The organism is Desulfuromonas acetoxidans DSM 684 (assembly GCF_000167355.1).
GTDB classification, from domain to species: domain Bacteria; phylum Desulfobacterota; class Desulfuromonadia; order Desulfuromonadales; family Desulfuromonadaceae; genus Desulfuromonas; species Desulfuromonas acetoxidans.
Genome location: NZ_AAEW02000003.1, coordinates 16,861 through 36,997 on the forward strand (window position 1 = coordinate 16,861; position 20,137 = coordinate 36,997).

22 protein-coding genes are annotated in these 20,137 nt (G+C 49.5%); 2 read left to right on the forward strand and 20 right to left on the reverse strand.

Going from position 1 to position 20,137, the window contains the following annotated elements; genetic code table 11:
- Positions 1–8: 8 nt before the first annotated feature.
- The 7 genes from DACE_RS02585 to rpsB all read right to left on the reverse strand — a co-directional run bounded on the left by DACE_RS02585 (position 9) and on the right by rpsB (position 6,039).
- Positions 9–1,166 carry a 1-deoxy-D-xylulose-5-phosphate reductoisomerase gene (locus tag DACE_RS02585; protein ID WP_005998095.1) on the reverse strand — a complete coding sequence of 386 codons (1,158 nt, stop codon included), beginning with the start codon at positions 1,164–1,166 and terminating at the stop codon, positions 9–11.
- Positions 1,167–1,183: 17 nt separating this feature from the next.
- Complete coding sequence (locus DACE_RS02590; protein WP_081449916.1) at positions 1,184–1,984, reverse strand: phosphatidate cytidylyltransferase; 801 nt, start codon at positions 1,982–1,984, stop codon at positions 1,184–1,186.
- 3 nt (positions 1,985–1,987) lie between these two features.
- A complete protein-coding gene (locus DACE_RS02595) occupies positions 1,988–2,695 on the reverse strand; it encodes an isoprenyl transferase (protein ID WP_005998097.1) in 708 nt (235 codons plus the stop codon).
- Positions 2,696–2,904: 209 nt separating this feature from the next.
- A complete protein-coding gene (gene frr / locus DACE_RS02600) occupies positions 2,905–3,462 on the reverse strand; it encodes a ribosome recycling factor (protein ID WP_005998098.1) in 558 nt (185 codons plus the stop codon).
- The gene (pyrH, locus tag DACE_RS02605) at positions 3,463–4,191 is read right to left on the reverse strand and encodes a UMP kinase (RefSeq protein ID WP_005998099.1); all 729 of its coding nucleotides are present in this window, start codon (positions 4,189–4,191) and stop codon (positions 3,463–3,465) included. It lies immediately after the preceding gene.
- Between the two features lie 27 nt (positions 4,192–4,218).
- Positions 4,219–5,133 carry a translation elongation factor Ts gene (gene tsf / locus DACE_RS02610; RefSeq protein WP_005998100.1) on the reverse strand — a complete coding sequence of 305 codons (915 nt, stop codon included), beginning with the start codon at positions 5,131–5,133 and terminating at the stop codon, positions 4,219–4,221.
- A 135-nt stretch (positions 5,134–5,268) separates the two neighbouring features.
- Positions 5,269–6,039 (reverse strand): 30S ribosomal protein S2, encoded by a 771-nt coding sequence (rpsB, locus tag DACE_RS02615; protein ID WP_005998102.1) that lies wholly within the window; start codon positions 6,037–6,039, stop codon positions 5,269–5,271.
- Positions 6,040–6,260: 221 nt separating this feature from the next.
- On the opposite strand from rpsB, the gene lptF reads away from it, so the two are divergent.
- Positions 6,261–7,448: an LPS export ABC transporter permease LptF gene (gene lptF, locus DACE_RS02620; protein ID WP_005998104.1), complete on the forward strand. Its 1,188-nt coding sequence runs from the start codon at positions 6,261–6,263 to the stop codon at positions 7,446–7,448.
- Positions 7,445–8,527, forward strand: a complete 1,083-nt coding sequence (lptG, locus tag DACE_RS02625) for an LPS export ABC transporter permease LptG (protein ID WP_005998106.1) — start codon at positions 7,445–7,447, stop codon at positions 8,525–8,527. The genes lptF and lptG overlap by 4 nt, the downstream gene beginning before the upstream one ends.
- 169 nt (positions 8,528–8,696) lie before the next feature.
- Here the strand turns inward: lptG and ahcY are convergent, their stop codons facing one another.
- The 13 genes from ahcY to hpf all read right to left on the reverse strand — a co-directional run bounded on the left by ahcY (position 8,697) and on the right by hpf (position 20,113).
- The gene (gene ahcY, locus DACE_RS02630; RefSeq protein WP_005998110.1) at positions 8,697–10,118 is read right to left on the reverse strand and encodes an adenosylhomocysteinase; all 1,422 of its coding nucleotides are present in this window, start codon (positions 10,116–10,118) and stop codon (positions 8,697–8,699) included.
- Positions 10,102–11,208 (reverse strand): glycosyltransferase, encoded by a 1,107-nt coding sequence (locus tag DACE_RS02635; protein WP_040366016.1) that lies wholly within the window; start codon positions 11,206–11,208, stop codon positions 10,102–10,104. The genes ahcY and DACE_RS02635 overlap by 17 nt, the downstream gene beginning before the upstream one ends.
- Before the next feature lie 82 nt (positions 11,209–11,290).
- Positions 11,291–12,460: a methionine adenosyltransferase gene (gene metK / locus DACE_RS02640; RefSeq protein WP_005998116.1), complete on the reverse strand. Its 1,170-nt coding sequence runs from the start codon at positions 12,458–12,460 to the stop codon at positions 11,291–11,293.
- 181 nt (positions 12,461–12,641) lie between these two features.
- Positions 12,642–14,423 (reverse strand): phosphoenolpyruvate--protein phosphotransferase, encoded by a 1,782-nt coding sequence (ptsP, locus tag DACE_RS02645; protein ID WP_005998118.1) that lies wholly within the window; start codon positions 14,421–14,423, stop codon positions 12,642–12,644.
- Positions 14,401–14,670 (reverse strand): HPr family phosphocarrier protein, encoded by a 270-nt coding sequence (locus DACE_RS02650; protein ID WP_005998120.1) that lies wholly within the window; start codon positions 14,668–14,670, stop codon positions 14,401–14,403. Before DACE_RS02650 ends, ptsP begins: the two co-directional genes overlap by 23 nt.
- 166 nt (positions 14,671–14,836) lie before the next feature.
- Positions 14,837–15,595 (reverse strand): PTS system mannose/fructose/sorbose family transporter subunit IID, encoded by a 759-nt coding sequence (locus DACE_RS16965; RefSeq protein WP_005998123.1) that lies wholly within the window; start codon positions 15,593–15,595, stop codon positions 14,837–14,839.
- 2 nt (positions 15,596–15,597) lie between these two features.
- Positions 15,598–16,293: a PTS sugar transporter subunit IIC gene (locus tag DACE_RS02660; protein WP_005998125.1), complete on the reverse strand. Its 696-nt coding sequence runs from the start codon at positions 16,291–16,293 to the stop codon at positions 15,598–15,600.
- A 3-nt stretch (positions 16,294–16,296) separates the two neighbouring features.
- Positions 16,297–16,785, reverse strand: coding sequence for a PTS sugar transporter subunit IIB (locus DACE_RS02665; protein ID WP_005998126.1), 489 nt, complete (start codon positions 16,783–16,785; stop codon positions 16,297–16,299).
- Positions 16,785–17,195: a PTS sugar transporter subunit IIA gene (locus DACE_RS02670; protein ID WP_005998127.1), complete on the reverse strand. Its 411-nt coding sequence runs from the start codon at positions 17,193–17,195 to the stop codon at positions 16,785–16,787. The genes DACE_RS02665 and DACE_RS02670 overlap by 1 nt, the downstream gene beginning before the upstream one ends.
- On the reverse strand, positions 17,192–18,055 hold the full coding sequence (rapZ, locus tag DACE_RS02675; protein ID WP_005998128.1) for an RNase adapter RapZ: 864 nt from the start codon (positions 18,053–18,055) through the stop codon (positions 17,192–17,194). Before rapZ ends, DACE_RS02670 begins: the two co-directional genes overlap by 4 nt.
- A 5-nt stretch (positions 18,056–18,060) precedes the next feature.
- A complete protein-coding gene (hprK, locus tag DACE_RS02680) occupies positions 18,061–19,035 on the reverse strand; it encodes an HPr(Ser) kinase/phosphatase (protein ID WP_005998129.1) in 975 nt (324 codons plus the stop codon).
- Between the two features lie 17 nt (positions 19,036–19,052).
- On the reverse strand, positions 19,053–19,511 hold the full coding sequence (locus tag DACE_RS02685) for a PTS sugar transporter subunit IIA (protein WP_005998130.1): 459 nt from the start codon (positions 19,509–19,511) through the stop codon (positions 19,053–19,055).
- A gap of 53 nt (positions 19,512–19,564) precedes the next feature.
- Positions 19,565–20,113, reverse strand: a complete 549-nt coding sequence (hpf, locus tag DACE_RS02690) for a ribosome hibernation-promoting factor, HPF/YfiA family (RefSeq protein WP_005998132.1) — start codon at positions 20,111–20,113, stop codon at positions 19,565–19,567.
- Between the last annotated feature and the right edge of the window lie 24 nt (positions 20,114–20,137).

Here is a 20,137-nt window from a genome sequence, read left to right on the forward strand (position 1 = left end):
TCCTCCTGTCAGCGTCCCTGCGCGATCAGCTCTCGAGCGATACAACGCGCCCGATCATCACAATGCAACACATCGTCAATAGAGTGAATCGACTCATTGCGATACTGGTCAAGAACCTGACGAATCACGGATGAAATATCCAAATACTGAATGTTCTGCTGCAAAAACTCTTCTACGGCGATCTCATTGGCCGCATTAAGCACGATCGGTGCCGAACCGCCTTCGGCAAGAGCCTCATAAGCCAGCTTCAGACAAGGAAATAGTTCCAGATCCGGACGACTGAAGCTCAAATCAGCCCATTGACACAAATCTAAAGCCGGTAGCGACAAAGGCAAACGATCAGGCCATGCCAAGGCATAAGCAATAGGGGTTTTCATGTCGGGAATTCCCAACTGGGCAACAACGGAACCATCAATATATTCAACCATCGAATGCACAATACTTTGCGGATGAATATGAACATCAATATGCTCTGCCGGAATATTGAATAACCAATAGGCTTCAATAACTTCCAGCCCTTTATTCATCATGGTCGCGGAATCAATGGTGATCTTGGCCCCCATCGTCCAGTTAGGATGATTCAGGGCTTGCTCAAGGGTAACATGCTCAAGTTGATCACGACTGAATTCACGAAACGGACCGCCTGATGCGGTTAAAATAAGGCGCCGGACATCTGCATACTGGTGCCCGGAAAGGGATTGGTAGATCGCCGAATGCTCACTGTCCACTGGCAGCAGGTTAACTTTGTGGCGCTGCACAGCATCCATAATCAACGCTCCGGCAGTGACCAGTGTTTCCTTATTTGCCAGAGCGATATCCTTACCCGCTTCAATAGCGGCCATGGTTGGCACCAGCCCGGCCGCTCCAACAATAGCCGAAACCACCATCTGCGCTTGAGGGAGAGTCGCACAACTGACAACACCATCAATTCCGCTAACGATTTCGACGGAGCAATCCTGAACAAGGGCCTGCAGACGTGGACAGTCAGCCGGATTAGCGACCGAGACAACGTCCGGTTTAAAGCGACGGATCTGATCGGCCAGCAATTCGATCTGTCGCCCGGCACTTAGGGCGACAACACGAAATTTATCCGGGAACTCTGCAACCACATCAAGAGTGCTGACGCCTATGGAGCCGGTGGATCCAAGCACACTGATTGATTTCATTGCATTTGCACTCTCTATCACCACAGAAGGCAAAAATAAACACAAGGGAACGCGAACAGCAGACTATCAAGGCGATCGAGCATTCCACCGTGGCCGGGGAACAACGTGCCGGAATCTTTAACCTCTGCGCTACGTTTCACCATGGATTCGAACAGATCACCAAGTTGGCCAAACACACCGACAACGGCACCGACAACAACAGCGCTGGCAACCGAAGTATCCGGAATAAGCCATGGAATAACCACCATAGCACTCAAAATACTGCCGACAAAGCCACCCAAGGCCCCTTCAATACTTTTTTTTGGACTGATCTGCGGATACAAACGATGACGCCCTACTGCCGTACCGACAAAGTAGGCACAGGAATCACAAACCATGGTCATCATCAAGACCAGCAAGACCCATAAATGACCATGTTCAAGATCATGCAATGCTGCAAAATAACTTATCAGCAAAGGGATATACAACCAACCGACGACGATCAGCCCCAACTCCAGAACAACACGGAAAAGGTCCTGATAACGGGCCAGGAAAATCAACGAAAAGACCATAAAAAAAACAGCTAGGACATGCTGGCCATGGTTTGGCCAATAACTGCTTACAGCCAGAAAAACGATACCACCCGTGGTAGCAACCACCTGTTCAATAAAGCGGCTATCGTCCAGAACCATTCTGTAAAATTCCCACAGGGCAATGCCGCACACGCCACACAGTGCCAAGGTAAACCAGACCGTATCGCAAGCAAATATTAATAATAAAACGACCGGCAATGCGATCAGAGCAGTGATGAGACGTTGTTTAATGGGACCCCTCCTCAATAATCAGTTTGGATCAACCGCACCAAAACGACGGATGCGGGATTCAAAATCCGCTAAAGCCTCTTTAAGCTCTACCACGGTAAAATCAGGCCATAAGCAGGAACAAAAATAGAGCTCCGTATAAGCCAGTTGCCACAACAAAAAATTACTGATACGCATCTCACCGCTGGTACGGATCAACAAGTCGGGATCCGGAATTCCCTGCGTATCCAGATAGCCGGAAAAAACCTCTTCACTGATGTCGTCTTCTGAAAGATTTCCATTCTTAACATCACTGGCAAGGTGGCGAACCGCTCGCAGCACTTCATCGCGCGAACCATAAGATAATGCCAGGGTTAACGTTAATCCCGGGTTATCGCTGGTTTCATTGATCGTTTGTTCAAGCGAAGCACGAATCTCTTGCGGCAAACGACTTAAATCGCCAATCACACGAAAGCGGATACAGTGCTTCAACAACAGGGGCAATTCACTACTGAGATACTGACCGAGCAGAGCCATAAGCGACTGCACTTCGTCATCAGGGCGTGACCAGTTTTCCGAACTAAAGGCATAAAGCGTCAAATAACGAATGCCCAGCGTTGAGCACTCTTCGACAACAGAGCGAACCGTTGACACTCCCTGCTGATGTCCGGCAATACGCGGCAAACCTCGCCGTTGCGCCCAACGGCCATTCCCATCCATGATAATGGCAATATGTTCAGGCAGAGCCATAGACCTTTTCCTTCATTCTCATCTGAATGCGTAATGACAAAGCGACGACTGAAGATTCCAGGATTGAACGCCTTATCATAAGAGCATGAAAATTTAGCATGAACCTGAAGCGGGGGCAATAGAACAGCTCAATTGATTGAGAAAAAACCAACAATAAAGGGGACCCCCTTGAGAGTCCCCTTTGTTTTATCAACAGAGCGTGTCGTTTTTTATACTTCCATCAGCTCTTTTTCTTTTTCAGCGACAATATCATCACATTTTTGCACATACTTATCGGTCAGATCCTGCATCTCTTTTTCAGATCGCTTAAGATCATCCTCAGTAATTTCTTTGTCTTTTTCGAGTTTCTTCAATGCATCGTTACCATCACGGCGACTGCTGCGAATACTGATCTTCGTTTCTTCACTCTTGGACTTGACCAGTTTGACCATCTCTTTACGGCGTTCTTCGGTCAAAGGGGGAATCGAAATTCGGATCAGATCACCATCAGACGAAGGTGTGAGCCCCAAGTCTGATTTAAAAATCGCTTTTTCAATTTCCGGCAGCAGATTCTTTTCCCAGGGTTGGATCGTAATCAGTCGTGCCTCAGGAACCGAAAGCGTTCCAACCTGATTTAACGGTGTCGGTGTGCCGTAATAATCAACACACACTTCATCAAGCAACGAAACGGAAGCTCGCCCGGTCCTGACTTTGCTCAACTCTCGCTTGAGAGCATCAATGGCGCCGTCCATAGACTTGCGCTCTTTTGACATGATGTCCTTAACCATTTATGACTCTCCTTTGACGATAGTGCCAATCGGATCTCCCAGCACAACCTTTTTGATGTTTCCAGGTTGGGTCAGATTGAAAACCAGGATCGGCAGGTCATTATCCATACACAACGAGGTCGCTGTAGCATCCATCACCTGCAGTCCCTTCTGGAGAACATCCAGATAGGAAAGAGAATCATATTTCTTCGCTGCAGGGTTCTTCGCCGGATCAGCATCAAAAACACCGTCCACCTTGGTTGCCTTGAGAATCACCTCGGCACCGATCTCCATCGCCCGCAAACTGGCAGCCGTATCCGTCGTGAAATACGGGTTACCGGTTCCAGCAGCAAAGATCACCACACGTCCCTTTTCAAGGTGGCGTACAGCACGGCGTCGAATATAGGGTTCAGCAATCTCACGCATTTCAATAGCAGACTGTACCCGGGTAATCACATCGACCTTTTCCAACGCATCCTGGAGTGCCAGGCTGTTCATGACGGTTGCTAACATCCCCATGTAATCAGCACTGGCACGATCCATGCCGGCAGAAGATGCCGCCAGACCGCGGAAAATATTGCCGCCGCCAATGACCAGAGCAACCTGCACGCCAAGATCGATGACTTCTCGAATCTCACCGGCAATGCCATTGATGATCTCAGGATCAATCCCATAACCATTGTCACCGGCCAGAGCTTCTCCGCTAAGTTTGAGCAATATTTTCTTAAATTTCGGGCCTTTGTCGGACATCAATCCACCTCTTAGACGAACGTAGAATTATTTGGTCAGAGCAGCAACCTCAGCAGCAAAATCGTCGGCGCGCTTCTCAATACCTTCGCCGAGCTGATAACGCTCATAGTTTACCAACGTCACATCAGCGCCAATCTGCTTGGCCAAAGCTTCGACAACTTTGTTGACCTTCTGATCCGGGTCAATGACAAAGGCCTGCTCGAGCAGACAGATCTCGCCGAAAAACTTGTTGATCTGACCGACGATAATTTTATCAATGATATTGTCCGGCTTGCCACTCTCTTTGGCCTTGACACGCATGATGTCTTTTTCTTTTTCAACAACATCCTCAGGAACATTATCGCGGCACAAATATTGAGGACTGGCAGCAGCAACATGCATCGCGATTTGACGTGCGGTTGCAGCAACAGCAGGATCATCAGCTTTTTCAGTCTGCAGTTCAACCAGAACACCTATTTTCCCGCCGGCGTGAATATAAGATTCAACAACACCGGAGGTAACTTCACTACGGACAAAACGGCGAATATTGATATTCTCACCGATTGTCGCAATTTGATGGGTCAACTCATCGCCGACATTTCGCCCGGTACCGGGGAACGGCAGCGCTTTGAGTGCATCAAGGTCTGCCGGTGCCGAATCGGCAACAACACCTGCAACAGCAGAAGAGAAATTGCAGAATGCATCGTTTTTAGCAACAAAGTCAGTCTCGGCGTTTACCTCAACCAAGACACCGACCGAACCTTCACCTGCAGCAACAATAGCGCCTTCGGCAGCCACACGGCCGGATTTTTTGGCAGCAGCAGACAAACCTTTTTTACGAAGAAAATCGATCGCTTCCTCAACGTTTCCGTCCGTTTCACCCAGAGCTTTTTTACAATCCATCATCCCTGCGCCGGTCTTGGAACGCAGTTCAGCAACCATTGATGCAGTAATCTTAGCCATAATTCGCCTCCTGTTCCACTATCTGTGGGAACATTCTTAACATAAAATCGTCGATTAAATCGTTTATACACTATAAAGACGTGAAAAAAGCGACCAGATGCCTGGTCGCTTTCAATCCTACCTGACACATGTGGCCTAGGCTTCTTTAGCTTCGCCTTCAACCACTTCAGCAGTTTTTTCAGCCGCTGCTGCGCCCTCGTTTTCAGAGCAGATCGCCGCTTCACGTGCCTGAGCACCTTCGATGCTAGCATCCGCCATGCTGGAAACAAACAGGCGAATCGCGCGAATAGCATCGTCATTACCGGGGATGATGTAATCAATCTCATCCGGATCACAGTTGGTGTCGACAACAGCAACAACAGGAATGCCGAGTTTTTTGGCTTCACAAACAGCAATGGCCTCTTTCTTGGGGTCAATGACAAACATTGCGCCCGGAAGCTTGGTCATGCCCTTGATACCACCAAGGTTTTTCTCCAGCTTAATCCGTTCACGATCAAGTTGCAGACACTCTTTTTTGGTCAGCAGCTCAAACGTGCCGTCTTCAGACATGGTTTCAATTTTTTTCAGGCGGTCGATGCTACCCTTGATCGTTGCGAAGTTGGTCAGCATACCACCGAGCCAGCGATGATTAACATAGTATTGACCCGCGCGATCAGCTTCTTCACGAATGGAATCCTGCGCCTGCTTCTTGGTACCGACGAACAGAATGCTGTCGCCATTTTCGACAACGCTTTTTACAAAGTTGTATGCCGAACGGAAATAACGAACAGTCCGTTGCAGATCGATGATGTAAATTCCATTACGAGCACCGAAAATGTAAGGTTTCATTTTCGGGTTCCAACGCTTGGTCTGGTGACCAAAGTGAACGCCCGCTTCCAGCAGCTGCTTCATTGTAACTTTTGCCATTGTTTTTCCTCTCATTTCACGTGGTTTAACCTCCGCCTCCATGAAAGCTCGCTATCGTCATTTACCCCACTGGTAAACACCACGCTTGTAACCATGAAGACGTGCGTCGTTTAACGTACCGCGCTTAAATAACATAGCCCCTGCCCCATCGCAAGGAAAAACATCCTTTTAAAGACGCAGAAGTTTACAATTTTTCGCAACTGTAATACCATCCTGCGGTTATGTCCTCACTACGTTTACAAACATATATTTCGCGGGAAATCATCGCTCCGTTTCTGCTCAGCCTGGTGTTATTTACTTTTGTTCTTTTGCTGAGTCGTTTATTGAAACTGATCGAGATGGTTGTTGATAAAGGAGTTGCGGTCAGCGAAATTCTGCACCTCTTTGCCTGCCTGCTGCCGTCGTTCTTTGTTATCACGGTACCATTGTCATTCCTTCTGGCCGTTATGCTGGCCTTTGGTCGCCTCTCTGCCGACAGTGAGATCGTCGCTATGAAAGCGGCCGGCTTCAGCCTTTATCGGCTATCCCAACCGGTACTGATTATCGCCCTTCTTGTGTGTGGCTTTACAGCCTACTTGACCTTGGTCGCCGAACCGGCCGGTCGCGTTAAGCTCAAGCAACGGTTGATCGATATTGCCTACAGTAAAGCCGCCGTCGCTCTGCAACCACAGATTTTCAATGAAGAGTTTGACGGACTGATGATGTATGCCAATGATGTTGATAATCAGACCAACACCATGACCGGCGTGTTTATCAGCGATGAAAGGATGGGCAACACCCCCTCAATCATTGTCGCCCAACGCGGTGAAATCCGCTCTGATCGCACCAATGGCAGCTTATTGATGCACTTAAGAGACGGCTCGATTCACCGCCCGGTGATCCGCTCCGGAAAACGGTCTTATCAGGTAGTGGATTTCCAAAGCTACGATGTCAACCTGAGCCTGAATACAGCCGACAAAGAGGAGAAGTCTCTTAACCTCAAACCCAAAGAGATGACAACCAAGGCCTTAATGCAGGCAGACCCTGAACTTTCTGAAGAGAAGCAGCGAGAGCGCCGTGTTGAATTGATGGAACGATTGGTCCTACCCTTTTCACCGTTGATTTTTGCTCTGCTGGCGGTCCCACTGGGAATACGTTCCCATCGTTCCCCAAAAGGGGGCGGTTTTTCCGTCGCTCTGTTTATCTTCCTGCTCTATTACTTGTGTCTGTCCGTCGCCAAGACCATGGTCCAGGAAAACAACTGGCCCCTGCTGGGCAGCCTGTGGGGACCAAGCGTCGCTTTCATCGTTGTCGGCATCCTGCTACTGATCCGGGCAGCCCAGGAACGGCCCCTGCCCGGCAGCGGAGCGGCAACCCTGTTCTACGATGGCCTGTCTGCAATCTTCTATCGCAAAAAGGATCGGTCATGACACTGATTCAGCGCTACCTTCTCACCACATTCACCAAAATCACCAGCCTGTCGCTGGCCGCTTTTGTCGGCATCTACCTGCTCGTTGATTTTTTTGAAAAAGTGGATGACTTTCTTGAACATGAGGCAGCGGCCCACCTCTATATCGCTTATTTTGCCTGGAAGATTCCACTGATTGTTTCGCAGATGCTTCCCCTGACAATCCTGCTGGGAACATTTTTGACTCTGGGCGGATTTACCAAGACCAATGAGTTAACCGCAATGCGTGCCGGTGGCATAGGCTTACAACGCATTGTTACGCCTTTTCTTGTGACTGCAGTCCTGTTAACCGGAATCAACTTTGCGTTAAATGAATTTCTCGTCCCCGTCGGTACCCAGCGCTCCAACCATATTTTTCGTACCGAGGTTAAGGGAAAGACGCAAATGCTGGCCAAGCGCAACGACCTGTGGTTCCGCGAAGCCAACACGCTGTACCATATCCAACTGGCTCTGCCTGAAAAGAAACAGCTGCGCGGGATCTCCCTCTACCTGGTAGACAGTCAATTGAACCTGTTAACACGCATTGAGGCGCAAGCTGCCACATTCAAAGAGGACCAGTGGCAGGCCGAACACGTGACCGTGCGTCACTTCGACCCACAAAGCCGTCAACTGACCGCGCAGAAAGAAGAGAATTTACGCCTGCTGCCGCTAAAGAAAACGCCGGAAGATTTCGGTACAGTGTCAGGCAAAAACGAAGAGTTGAGTTTTACTCAACTCTCAAAAATAAGCACCCAAATGCAACGAGAAGGCCTGGATGCAACCCGCTACCGCGTTGATATGCATTCGCGGCTCTCAACCCCGTTTGCCTGCATCATCATGGCCTTTCTGGCCATCCCTTTTGCGTTACAGAAGAGTCGCAATGTCAACCTGTCTCTGGGAATCTCCATCAGCGTATTGATCGGCATTTCGTTTTTCATCGTTCAATCAACGCTTATCGCTCTGGGCTATTCGACGGTTCTGCCACCATTCATCGCGGCCTGGGCGGCCAATATTATCTTCGCCCTGGTCGGACTATTCCTGCTGTTATCCACGCGCGATTAAACCTCGAAAAACACAACCGGCGCACAGCATGAGCTGTGCGCCGGTTGTGTTTGTACTCATCAAGACAAAAATCGCTTCAGGGTTTCCTTAACAGCAGCGATCAAAATCAAGGGTGGGCATTCAAATACCTGCTTGGTCAAAAGCCCCGATTTGAATTTTTAGCATCTTGTTAATAACGATAGTGCTCTGGCTTATAAGGACCTTCAACCTTAATATCCAAATAATCAGCCTGCTTCTGGGTCAGCGTGGTCAGTTTGGCTCCAAGCTTACCAAGATGCAAACGGGCCACCTTTTCATCCAGCACCTTCGGTAACACATAAACCTGCTTCCCATACTGATCGTTGTTGAGCCACAATTCGATCTGTGCCAGCACCTGATTCGCAAAGCTGTTACTCATAACAAAGCTGGGGTGGCCAGTGGCACAGCCGAGATTAACCAGCCGGCCACGGGCGAGCAGCGTAATGCGCTTGCCATCGGGCCATTCAATCTGATCAACTTGCGGCTTGATTTCATGAACAGTCAGAGTGTCATCGCTAAACAGAGATTCCACCTGAATTTCAGAATCAAAATGGCCGATATTGCAGACAATAGACTGATCTTTCATCTGGTCCATATGACTACGATTGATCACATCAACGTTACCGGTTGTTGTTACAAAAATATCTCCCCAACGGCAGGCTTCATCCATGTCAACAACGTTGAAGCCCTCCATGCATGCCTGCAGCGCACAGATCGGATCTATTTCCGTCACCGAAACCATGGCTCCCATACCACGAAAAGCCTGAGCACAGCCTTTTCCGACATCGCCATAACCAAGCACCACGCACTGCTTCCCAGCTACCATCACGTCGGTGGCCCGCTTGATGCCATCGATCAGCGACTCGCGGCAACCATAGAGGTTATCAAACTTACTTTTGGTCACAGAATCATTGACATTGAACGCCGGGAACATCAAGACGTTATCACGGGCCATCTGGTAAAGGCGATGAACACCGGTGGTTGTTTCTTCGCTTACTCCGATCAGATTGGCAGAGATTTTCCGCCAGAACTGCGGGTCCTCCTGCAGGGTTTTGTTCAGTAACGTATCAAGAATCTGAACCTCTTCATGATCCTGACAAATCTCAGGAAGTGTGCCGGAGGCTTCATATTCCTTTTCACGGGCAACCCCACGATGCACCAGCAATGTCGCATCACCGCCATCATCGAGAATCATAGTCGGGCCGTCAGGGAAGGACAGCGTCTTCTTGGTAAACTCCCAATACTCTTCGAGAGACTCCCCTTTGTAAGCAAAGACCGGAACACCAGTCTCTGCAATAGCTGCTGCGGCATGATCCTGAGTGGAAAAGATGTTGCAGCTGGCCCACCGCACATCAGCACCAAGCGCGACCAGAGTCTCGATAAGTACAGCAGTCTGAATCGTCATATGCAATGAACCGGAGATACGTGCGCCCTTGAGAGGCTTTTGTGCCTGATACTCCTCACGCACCGCCATCAAACCGGGCATTTCCGTTTCAGCGATGGTGATCTCTTTGCGACCCCAGCCAGCCAGAGCCATATCTTTAACAATCGATTCTTCAGACATCGAACTCATCAATCTCTCCTTTAACAGATGATAAACGACGACGGAACACGCTATCCGCACACCATGGCAAAGACAACAGAACCGTCAGATAAAACACAATAATAAGCGTAACAGCTGCCGCACTATGGCACAAACGGCGATCGAGCACAGTGAGAATTGTCACGTTCCAGCGACTGACCAGCTTTCGCGCCAATCGCGGCGAACCACCCCGCCACCAATACACGCGAAATGGGACAACCCAAAGATAGCGCACCACGGCAGATCCGCAACAATACCAGAAACACCACCACGCGGACAGGGGCAATTGCCATAGTCGTTGCATCAGAACAATCAAGGCGCGGGCAATACCGTGATCAGAGCGATAGCTGCCCATGGCCACCGGCAATAAAGAGCGTTGACCGCTGGCAAAAATCACGAGTAAAAGTGCGTTGAGAAACTGCCGGTACAGTCGACCGTCCTCTTCGTAACGGCGGCTGGAAGTGATCAGCACGCCAGGCAAAGAAATCATACGTCCCGAACGTGAAAGTCGCTCCACCAGCTCAACATCTTCAAGAACAGGCAGAGTTTCATCGTAACCATTCAGGTCATGCCAAGTGGTTCGGTGGAGCATCATCCCTTGATCACCAAAGATGGTGCCCGGCAAATTCAACGCGGCTTTCTCAGACAGATAACGATAAAAACGGGGACGCAGTGCTTCACCGCTGAACCTCAAAGAAAAATGACCGGCAACCGGACCGTCTTCCCTCTGCCGTTCATCATTCAGGGTCTGCACGGCTCGGAAAAACAGATCCGCTTGCGACCAAACGCTATCAGCATGCAAAAACAGCATCCAGGTGCCATGAGCAAGCTGTCCGCCACGATTCAACTGACAGCTCCGCCCTCGCTCCCCCCGTGTCAACACAACCCGGTGACGAGAACTCAAGCGGTACGTATCAATCAATGCCGTGGAACGATCTTCAGAACCACCATCACTGAAAATTATCTCCAGAGACAGGCCAACCTGAGATTCCAATGCAGCAAACAATCCAGGCAACGCGTCCTGTTCATTGAAAACGGGGATGACAATAGAAAGATCATAGGTAGGATCGCAGCAAGTCATCGTATCAAGGTCAGATCGAAGTTTCCTGCGGGACATGGAGAACAAGCCGGCCAGACCCACTTAGGGTCTGGCCGGAAATCACTTAAAGGCCAGCGCGACTGCGTAGTGACGCCACCCGATCGGTTTTTTCCCAGGTAAAGTCTGGCAGTTCACGACCAAAATGGCCATAAGACGCTGTCGGACGATAAATCGGCCGCAACAGGTCCAAGGTTTCAATAATACCAGCCGGACGCAGATCAAACTCTTCCTGAACAATGCGGGCAATCTGGTCCGAGGCAATCACCCCGGTTCCGAACGCATTAATCATGACACTGACCGGTTCAGCAACACCGATCGCATAAGCAATCTGAACTTCGCATTTTTCGGCCAGACCGGCAGCGACAACATTCTTCGCCACGTAACGCGCCATATAGGACGCACTGCGATCAACCTTGGAAGGATCTTTACCGGAAAAGGCACCACCACCATGAGACCCTTGCCCACCATAAGTGTCGACAATAATCTTACGACCAGTCAGACCGCAGTCACCCATCGGGCCACCAACAACAAAGCGGCCCGTCGGATTGATGTAATACTTGGTTTTGGCATCGAGAAGATCAACAGGAAGAACCTTTTTGACAACTTCCTCCATGACGGCTTCTTCGATCTGGGCCAGAGTCGCTTCAGGAGCATGCTGAGTCGAGACAACAACAGCATCAATGCGTGACGGCTTGTCGTCAATATACTCAATCGACACCTGCGATTTGCTATCAGGGCGAAGAAAATCAACAACCCCCTCTTTACGCACCGCAGACAGGCGTTGGGTAAGATTGTGCGCATAAACAATTGGCATCGGCATCAATTGCGGCGTATCGTTGCAAGCAAAACCAAACATCAGGCCCTGATCACCGGCACCCTGTTCTTTGTGAAGCCCTTCCCCGGCAGTAACGCCTTGAGAAATATCAGGAGACTGGCGATCCAGTGACGTCATAACCGCACAGGTATCCGCGTCAAAACCTACATCGCTACCAACATAACCGATCTCACGGATTGTTTGGCGAACAATATCGGCATAGTCAATACGAGCATGGGTGGTAATTTCACCGGCCAGCATGGCCATACCGGTGGTTACCAGCGTTTCGCAGGCGACACGTGCCGTATTATCCTGGGCCAGGATCGCATCAAGGATCGCATCAGAAATCTGATCCGCCATCTTATCGGGATGGCCTTCACTGACCGATTCCGAGGTAAACATAAAGTCTGTCATTGGCATGGAAAAATCCCTTTCACTCTAAAATTCGGATGAGAGTATATGTCATTCTCAATGGGCCAGCAATCCAATAATGCATTGCCCTGTGGGTCCAGAGAACATTTTTACAAGAGGCTCGCAATCCTCGGAAAAAGAGAAGATCTCTTTTATCCCCGAGAAAAACACAACAAGCACCAGAAATTCATCAAATCTCCCATTCCTGCATATCGTCGGGAAAATGGCGCAGGACGGTCTGGCGTAGATCCGCAGCAATCTGTGTGGCGGTGGATCGAGAGAGAATCTGTTCAAGAAGGGCATGACCATCCGCTGAATGCCATTGACGCATGATCTTCTTGACGCGCGACAACCCGCAACTGTTCATGGACATATCAGTATATCCCATAGCCAGTAAGACCAAACTATACATGGGCTCTGCCGCCATCTCACCACAAATAGATGCTGAAATCCCCGCTTGTCTGGCCGCATCAGAAATTGTTTTCAAGGCCCTGAGAATCGCCGGATGGCAGGGATCATAAAGATAAGCCACATGTTCATTGCTGCGATCAACAGCCAGACAGTATTGAATCAGATCATTGGTACCGACTGAAAAAAAGTCTACCTCGCGGGCCAAAAGGTCTGCCAGAAAAACCGCCGAAGGAGTTTCAATCATGATCCCGACAGGAAGGTTTTCATCGAACGCAACGTGTTCCTTGCGTAATTCATCCATGACTTCAGCAAGAATCTTGCGACAGGCGCGCACTTCGGCCACACCGGAGATCATCGGAAACAATAAACGGACACGACCATAGGCGGATGCACGTAAAATTGCCCGCAACTGGATACGAAAAAGATGCTTTTCGTGTAAAGACAGGCGAATTGAGCGTAAGCCCATGGCCGGATTGGCCTCATCCTGCAAACTGAGATCCTGAACAAATTTATCCCCACCAACATCCAAAGTGCGGATAGTCACTGGGGATGGATGGATCTTTTCCACCAGAGCTTTGTACCCTTCAAACTGATCCTGCTCCGACGGCGGGGTTGACCGGGCCATGTACATGAATTCGGTGCGCAGCAGACCGATCCCCGTGGCACCGTTTTTCAGGGCAATATCCGCCTCATCGGGCAGCTCAATATTCGCCTGAAGCGTGACCTTAACGCCATCAGCGGTACAGGCGGGTAGCGCACAGAAAGTTTGAAGATGTTGCTGATAAAATTCGTAGCGTCGTTTCTTTTCCAGGTACTCCTGCAGTGTTGCCGGGTCAGGATTGAGGATCACCTCGCCATGACTACCGTCAATGATGATGGCCATCCCAGTTGAAACTGTAGAGGTAATCGTTTCAAGACCTACCACCGCAGGCAGGCCCAAAGAGCGAGCCAGGATTGCCGTATGGGACGTCCGTCCCCCAAGATCCGTCACAAAACCGATCACCTGCTCCTTGTCCATCTGCAGGGTATCGGCAGGAGACAGGTCGTGGGCAACGACAATCGACTTACGGTCAAGGTTCTGTATCTGCTGCTGGTTTTTACCGCGGATATTGCGCAAAATCCGCTCCCCGACCAACTCAATATCGGAACCGCGCTCCCTGAGATACTCATCCTCAATACACTCGAATGTCTTTTTAAATTGCTTTAGAACTCGCTTTAAGGCTGCCGATGCATTTATCTGTTTTTCCTGGATAAACCCTGTCGTCCCCCTCAGAAGCATCTCGTCATCGAGAATCATCAGCTGAGTGTCGATGATGTAAAAATGTTCCGACTGGGTATGGTGGGATAATTGTTGCTGGATGTCGCGAAGTTGCTGACGCGATTTTTCGACAGCGGCATGGAAAATATCGATTTCCACAGATATTTGCTCGTCGGAAATATCATATTCGACAACGCTTACTCGTTGACGATCGAGCAAGTAGACTTCTCCTATGGCAATACCAGGAGAAGCCGCAACAGCATGATAGTGCTCTGCCTGTTTACTCTTCACCGAATTTGTCATGAATTAATTTCTCCAGACCATCCATTGCCTGTTGGGCATCCTCACCTTCTGTGCGAATTTCGATGAGTGTCCCCTTGGGAGCGGCAAGCATCAAAATCCCCATGATGCTTTTACCATTAACCTCAAAACCATCTTTATCAACAAAGACTTCAGCGGCGTATTGCCCGGCGACTTGAACAAACTGGGCGGCAGCACGTGCATGGAGTCCAAGACGATTGGTAATTTCTATGGTTTTCTTTACTTGCATGAAAAATCTATCCTATCAGTTTTTAGCAAAAAAACGTCCGGGACTATTTGCTAACACGGTTTAGACTACTGTGACGTTCAAAACCTTATAAAACCATCGGCAGGTCAACACCCCCGGCTATTATGATCACCCATCCATGGGCTCCACGTACCTTTTTAAAAGGCTCCTATAAAAAAAATTGATCAACAACGCCGACACATCCGAGAAGACCTAAAATCACAAGATACAAAGGAATTCCCTGACGTAGAATAAAAGTACAACCAATCACACCAGCTAAAACAACAGGAACCATGGCCCCGGTATAAGGTGACACCATATCTATCTGATGGCAAAGCACTGCGGCGACAGCACCAAGCATAACAACAGCTAAACGCTTAAAAACGAACGCAGCATCAGCAATCCTATACGTTTGCAGAAGCTGAACCACCATGACTCCATGTTGATAACCAAGCCACGGGCCGACCAGGCGAACAAACAGCGCCGGGATATTGAACAAAAGCAGAAACAGCACGGGTGACCACCAATAGCCCAAGCTACCGACAACAACGGCAACAGCGCAACACAAAGGACGCAGCCCTCCCCAGAAAAACGCATCCCCTGCAGCCGCAAAGGGAGCCATCACAGCTTCAGTAAACGCTTGGGGTGACATGGGAACCGGCTCTTCAAGCCGTTGGCGTCTCTCCAGCGACAACACAGCCGCGGCAATGGTCGGCACCAAAAAAACATTACTGTTAAAGTAGCCTAAATAGCGTTGAACAATCGGCCGCAACGTGCGATCAGCAGGATATAAGCGGCGCAACTCCGGCAACAGGAGATACACCCAACCCAAACCCTGAAATTGCTTAAAATTCCAAGAACATTGCAGCAAGAGGCTGCGTAGGCTTAAAAGGCACAAACGTCCTTTAGGCAACGGTTCAATAGCCATGGCTACAGCTCCAACAATTGCAAAAGACCGTAGGTCAATAAAAAACCGCTGACAAACAGGGGGATCGTCTTTCGAACCTGTAATACCGCCATCATCGCCGCAATACCAACGAGAGGAAACACTACAACCAGCAGAGCCGGATGCCCATCTGCAAGGGGCATCAGCCATGGCAACACGAAGGTTAAAAGCAGACCACCCACGGCAACCACACACACCACGGACATCAGGGACGCCATAGCGAAAAGCACGGTGCAACGTAAATGGTTTTGCTGAAGAACAGACCACTGCTGACCGGCAAGATGGGAAACCGCATTCTGAAAGCGTTTTTCGTTCTGGTGGCGAGTACGGATATCAAGCAATTTACCGATTTCCGCCGTCACCAGAGCAACCACGGCCACTGCAACCACCAGCACCAAGTCCTGCTGGGTGGTGCCAAAAGAAAAAAAGTACAGCAGAACGACCCCCCCCAGGGTGGCGCTGGTATCATCAGGGGCAACGGCGGCCCCCACCGGAACACGCATCAGCCAGAGCAGCTCCATCATCAAGCCCAACTGAAAAGCTGCGGGAAACACCCCCAGCAGATATCCGGCAGCAGCAGAACATACCAACGGCCGTCCAAATTGAAATTGGCCAATGGCCGTTCGGTCCAGTCCACAAAGGAGAATTACACAGAGAACACCCAGCCACGCCAAGATCACAACCTACCCCTTGAGTTCCTCGTCATGACAATCCCAGCGCATGGCGCGATCCGTCGGAATACATTGAGCGGAAATCATCACCCCGAGTTGACACAGTGCATTGAGATCGTCTTGATCTTCAGGACCGACAAACAGTGTGCGGGACAAACAGCGTTTCCCTTCTTGAGCGTGCATATTACCGAGATTTAAGCGAGTGAAATGAATCCCTTCACGGTAGGCTTGAAGCGCATCTTGCGGTGTTGAAAACAATACAATCACATTGCGTGAATCGAGGAGATGGGCTGAACACAATTGATCGACTTCAGCATGAGAACAAACTTCAACATCCAATTCACCCGGAACGACAGCAACCATCAACTGCTTGCGAAACGGATCCTGAGCAACAACATCGTCGACGACAATCAGGCAATCCGCCTGAACATGGGGAACCCAGGCTTCCAAAACCTGACCATGGATCAGTCGATTATCAACACGTGCCAACACAATCGACATCAGCTGATCCCACACCCAATCAGGTCACGAGAGACAACGACACTTTTTTGTCCATAGTCCTGTAGGAATAGAGTCAGTTCAGCCAGTGTTTTAGACTGCCGACCACTCGGAAATTTCAACAGCATCGGCAGGTTCACCCCATTAATCACTTCAATGTCGGGATCAGATAAAAACCGTGCAGCAACATTCGCGGGAGTGCCGCCAAACATGTCGGTCATCACCAAAACACCATCACCGTCACTTCCCACCTCAGCAATCAGTTGCGCCATCTGCTGCGCAAGAGCCTCAGGATCACATTGTTTATCAAGACACATGGTACGGGCACGACTCACCGGGCCAATAATGCCCTGCGCCGCTTCCAGTAACTGTGCGGCCAAATCGGCATGTGTGGCAATGACCAATCCTATCATCCTTCCTCCTTTATCAGGTCGCGATGAGTGATGGTAACATCTTGTGATTCTTTGAGACAATCCCGTAATGCTTCGACAAGAGCAACACTACGGTGGTGCCCTCCCGTACAACCAATAGAGATGGTCAAATAGCGTTTCCCTTCACGCCGGTAGCGTGGAATGAGAAAATCAAGCCACGATTGGGTCCTCTGAAGAAACTCCTGGGATTCCTGTTGGCCAAGTACAAAATCACGCACAGGCTTGTCACAGCCCGTCAACGGCCGCAAGGACTCATCGTAGTGAGGGTTCGGCAGGAATCGAACATCAATGACCAGATCTGACTCAAGAGGAACACCGTAGCGAAAACCAAAAGATTGCAAGCGGATACTCATAGGCACCCCGGCATCGGGAGACCCATGCAGCGTTCTCAACACGGCCGCCTTGAGCTGATGAACCGACAACAAAGAGGTATCAAAGACTACCGTTGCAATATCACGTAACGGCTGCAGCAGGCTGCGCTCTTGGCAGATCGCTGCAGACACCGTGCTGTAATTGGACAAGGGATGACGACGACGTGTTGTTGAAAAGCGCCGGATCAATTCATCGTCTGCAGCGTCAAAAAAGAAAATTTCCGGCTCATGACCAGCCTGACGCACTGCGGCAAAAATCTGTTCATAGCCCGTGACAAAATGGGGATTACGCACATCCATAACGATCGCCACACCGACCGAATCGACGACATTTCCTCCCCCCTGCTCAAAGAACGTCGGCAACAAGGTCAGAGGAAAATTATCAATAACATAAAAACCCTCATCTTCGAGGACTTTAGCTGCAGTTGATTTTCCCGAACCGGACAAACCGGTAATGACAATAAACCTCACAATCGCTACTCCAGATTGTCACCAATAATAACGTGTGAATGTAGCTGAGCCACTTCAGCCATCCGTTTTTCCAGGCGATCCTGAAATTCACGTGCAGAATTGTAGCCCATCTCTTTAAGAAGTTGATTGCGTGCACCAACTTCAATAATGGTGGAGATATTTCTCCCCGGACAGACCGGAATCCTCAACAGCGGAACTTTTATACCCAACAACTCGTAATGCTGTTCATCCAAGCCAAGGCGGTCATACGTGGCTTCATCGTCCCATTCCTGCAATTCCATAGCGACGTCAATTTTCTTTCGCTCACGGATAGCAGCAACACCGAACAGATGTTTGATGTTGATGATCCCCAAACCACGAATTTCCATATGGTAATGAAGCAGATCGCTGCCCTCGCCAAACAACACAGCCGGCAACTTCGTCCGGACTTTGACCACGTCATCCGCCACAAGCCGATGCCCACGCAAAACCAGATCCAAAGCACATTCACTTTTGCCGATACCACTTTGTCCCATAAGAAGCACTCCTACCCCAAACACATCGACCAGAACACCATGGACGGATGTCGACGGCAGTAAACGCTCTTCAAGAAATTTGGTGATTAAAGAAATAAAAGCCGAACTTTTCATCTGGGTACGCAACAGAGGGATCGCGTACTGTTCGGTCATATTCAATAAAACTTTCGGCGGGGTTTGCCCTTTGGTGATGATCAGACAGGAAAACCCCAGAGAACAGAGCTGCTCAACATTTGCAGCGGCGGTTTCCGGGGTAAGTTTTTCAAGATAGCTAAGCTCAGTGGAGCCAAGAATCTGCAGGCGGTTCGGATGGAGATAACTGAGATGACCAGCTAAAGCTAATCCAGGTTTTTGAATGCGATGTGATTCAATACATTTGTGAAGACCGTCAGCACCAGCCAGCACTTCGAGTTCCAATCCAGTGTTCTGCTCTTCCAGCAACTCACGTACACTCAACTGCGCCATGCTCTTCACCTATCGTTTCAGGTTGTTTCTTCTACACGGATAATCTCGTAGATCTCCTCACCACTCGTTGCCATGAGTAACCGGTCTCGCACGTCGGTATCTTTGAGCAATTTAGAGATACGCGCCAAGGTTTTCAAATGGACACTGATCGATTCTTCGGGGGCCAGCAATAAAAAGAAAAGGTGTGCCGGTTTGCCATCCATAGAATCAAAATCAACCCCTTTACGACTACGCCCAAAAGCCAGAATCAGCTGATCAATCTTTTTGAGCTTACCGTGGGGAATGGCCACGCCTTCACCAATACCGGTGCTGCCAAGACGTTCACGTTCGAGAAGAACCGATAAGACGTCTTCACGATTGAGATCTTTAGCTGAGCGCAATAACACATCGGTCATCTCAGCCAATACCTCGTTTTTAGTCACCGATTGAATATCGGCTTCAACAGCAGCAGGATCTAGCAATTCAACAATTTTCATAATCACACAACAAAAGAGATCAGCGCGGGGAGCAAGCTCCCCGCGCTGAATAATTAGCTTTTCGGGACAATCAGACCGTAGTTACCATCTTTGCGACGATAAATAACGTTCACCTCTTCGGTGTCATCATCGGTAAAAACCAGGAACTCCTTTTGCAGCAAATCCATTTGCATCACCGCTTCATCAACTGACATTGGCTTGATGGAGAAGCTGTGGCTGCGGATAACCTTTGGCTCTGGATGGCCTTCCTCAACACTGGCTGCTTCATAAATGGTCTTCGTCAGGTCACGCTCTTTGCCTTTACGGCTGGAGTGACGTTTGAGTTTTTCCTTGTAGCGCTTGAGCTGACGTTCCAGCTTATCAACCACAGCGTCAATTGCTGCATACATATCATCAGTCACTTCAGCAGAGGCTTTAATGGTAACCCCTTTGGCAACCAAAGCGACCTCAGCATTGTGACGAATCTTTTTTTCAACGGTCAGAACAACCTGAGCGTCGATGGGTTCTTCAATATACTTATTAACGCGAACAAGTTTTTCTTCAACATAATTACGGACCGGCTCACTGGTGTCCATATGACGAAACGTGACTGAAATTTGCATAAAAACCTCCTTGTTCTTTACCCG

Excerpts from the sequence above, each read along its gene's own strand:
- DACE_RS02685 (WP_005998130.1), bottom strand. The coding sequence starts at position 19,511 with ATGAAAATTGTTGAATTGCTAGATCCTGCTGCTGTTGAAGCCGATATT.
- hpf (WP_005998132.1), bottom strand. The coding sequence starts at position 20,113 with ATGCAAATTTCAGTCACGTTTCGTCATATGGACACCAGTGAGCCGGTC.
- DACE_RS02665 (WP_005998126.1), bottom strand. The coding sequence starts at position 16,785 with ATGTCGATTGTGTTGGCACGTGTTGATAATCGACTGATCCATGGTCAG.
- ahcY (WP_005998110.1), bottom strand. The coding sequence starts at position 10,118 with ATGAGTTCGATGTCTGAAGAATCGATTGTTAAAGATATGGCTCTGGCT.
- DACE_RS02650 (WP_005998120.1), bottom strand. The coding sequence starts at position 14,670 with ATGCAAGTAAAGAAAACCATAGAAATTACCAATCGTCTTGGACTCCAT.
- lptG (WP_005998106.1), top strand. The coding sequence starts at position 7,445 with ATGACACTGATTCAGCGCTACCTTCTCACCACATTCACCAAAATCACC.
- hprK (WP_005998129.1), bottom strand. The coding sequence starts at position 19,035 with ATGGCGCAGTTGAGTGTACGTGAGTTGCTGGAAGAGCAGAACACTGGA.
- lptF (WP_005998104.1), top strand. The coding sequence starts at position 6,261 with ATGTCCTCACTACGTTTACAAACATATATTTCGCGGGAAATCATCGCT.
- metK (WP_005998116.1), bottom strand. The coding sequence starts at position 12,460 with ATGCCAATGACAGACTTTATGTTTACCTCGGAATCGGTCAGTGAAGGC.
- pyrH (WP_005998099.1), bottom strand. The coding sequence starts at position 4,191 with ATGTCCGACAAAGGCCCGAAATTTAAGAAAATATTGCTCAAACTTAGC.
- DACE_RS02635 (WP_040366016.1), bottom strand. The coding sequence starts at position 11,208 with ATGACTTGCTGCGATCCTACCTATGATCTTTCTATTGTCATCCCCGTT.
- frr (WP_005998098.1), bottom strand. The coding sequence starts at position 3,462 with ATGGTTAAGGACATCATGTCAAAAGAGCGCAAGTCTATGGACGGCGCC.
- DACE_RS02585 (WP_005998095.1), bottom strand. The coding sequence starts at position 1,166 with ATGAAATCAATCAGTGTGCTTGGATCCACCGGCTCCATAGGCGTCAGC.
- DACE_RS16965 (WP_005998123.1), bottom strand. The coding sequence starts at position 15,595 with ATGGCTATTGAACCGTTGCCTAAAGGACGTTTGTGCCTTTTAAGCCTA.
- DACE_RS02595 (WP_005998097.1), bottom strand. The coding sequence starts at position 2,695 with ATGGCTCTGCCTGAACATATTGCCATTATCATGGATGGGAATGGCCGT.
- ptsP (WP_005998118.1), bottom strand. The coding sequence starts at position 14,423 with ATGACAAATTCGGTGAAGAGTAAACAGGCAGAGCACTATCATGCTGTT.
- rpsB (WP_005998102.1), bottom strand. The coding sequence starts at position 6,039 with ATGGCAAAAGTTACAATGAAGCAGCTGCTGGAAGCGGGCGTTCACTTT.
- DACE_RS02670 (WP_005998127.1), bottom strand. The coding sequence starts at position 17,195 with ATGATAGGATTGGTCATTGCCACACATGCCGATTTGGCCGCACAGTTA.
- tsf (WP_005998100.1), bottom strand. The coding sequence starts at position 5,133 with ATGGCTAAGATTACTGCATCAATGGTTGCTGAACTGCGTTCCAAGACC.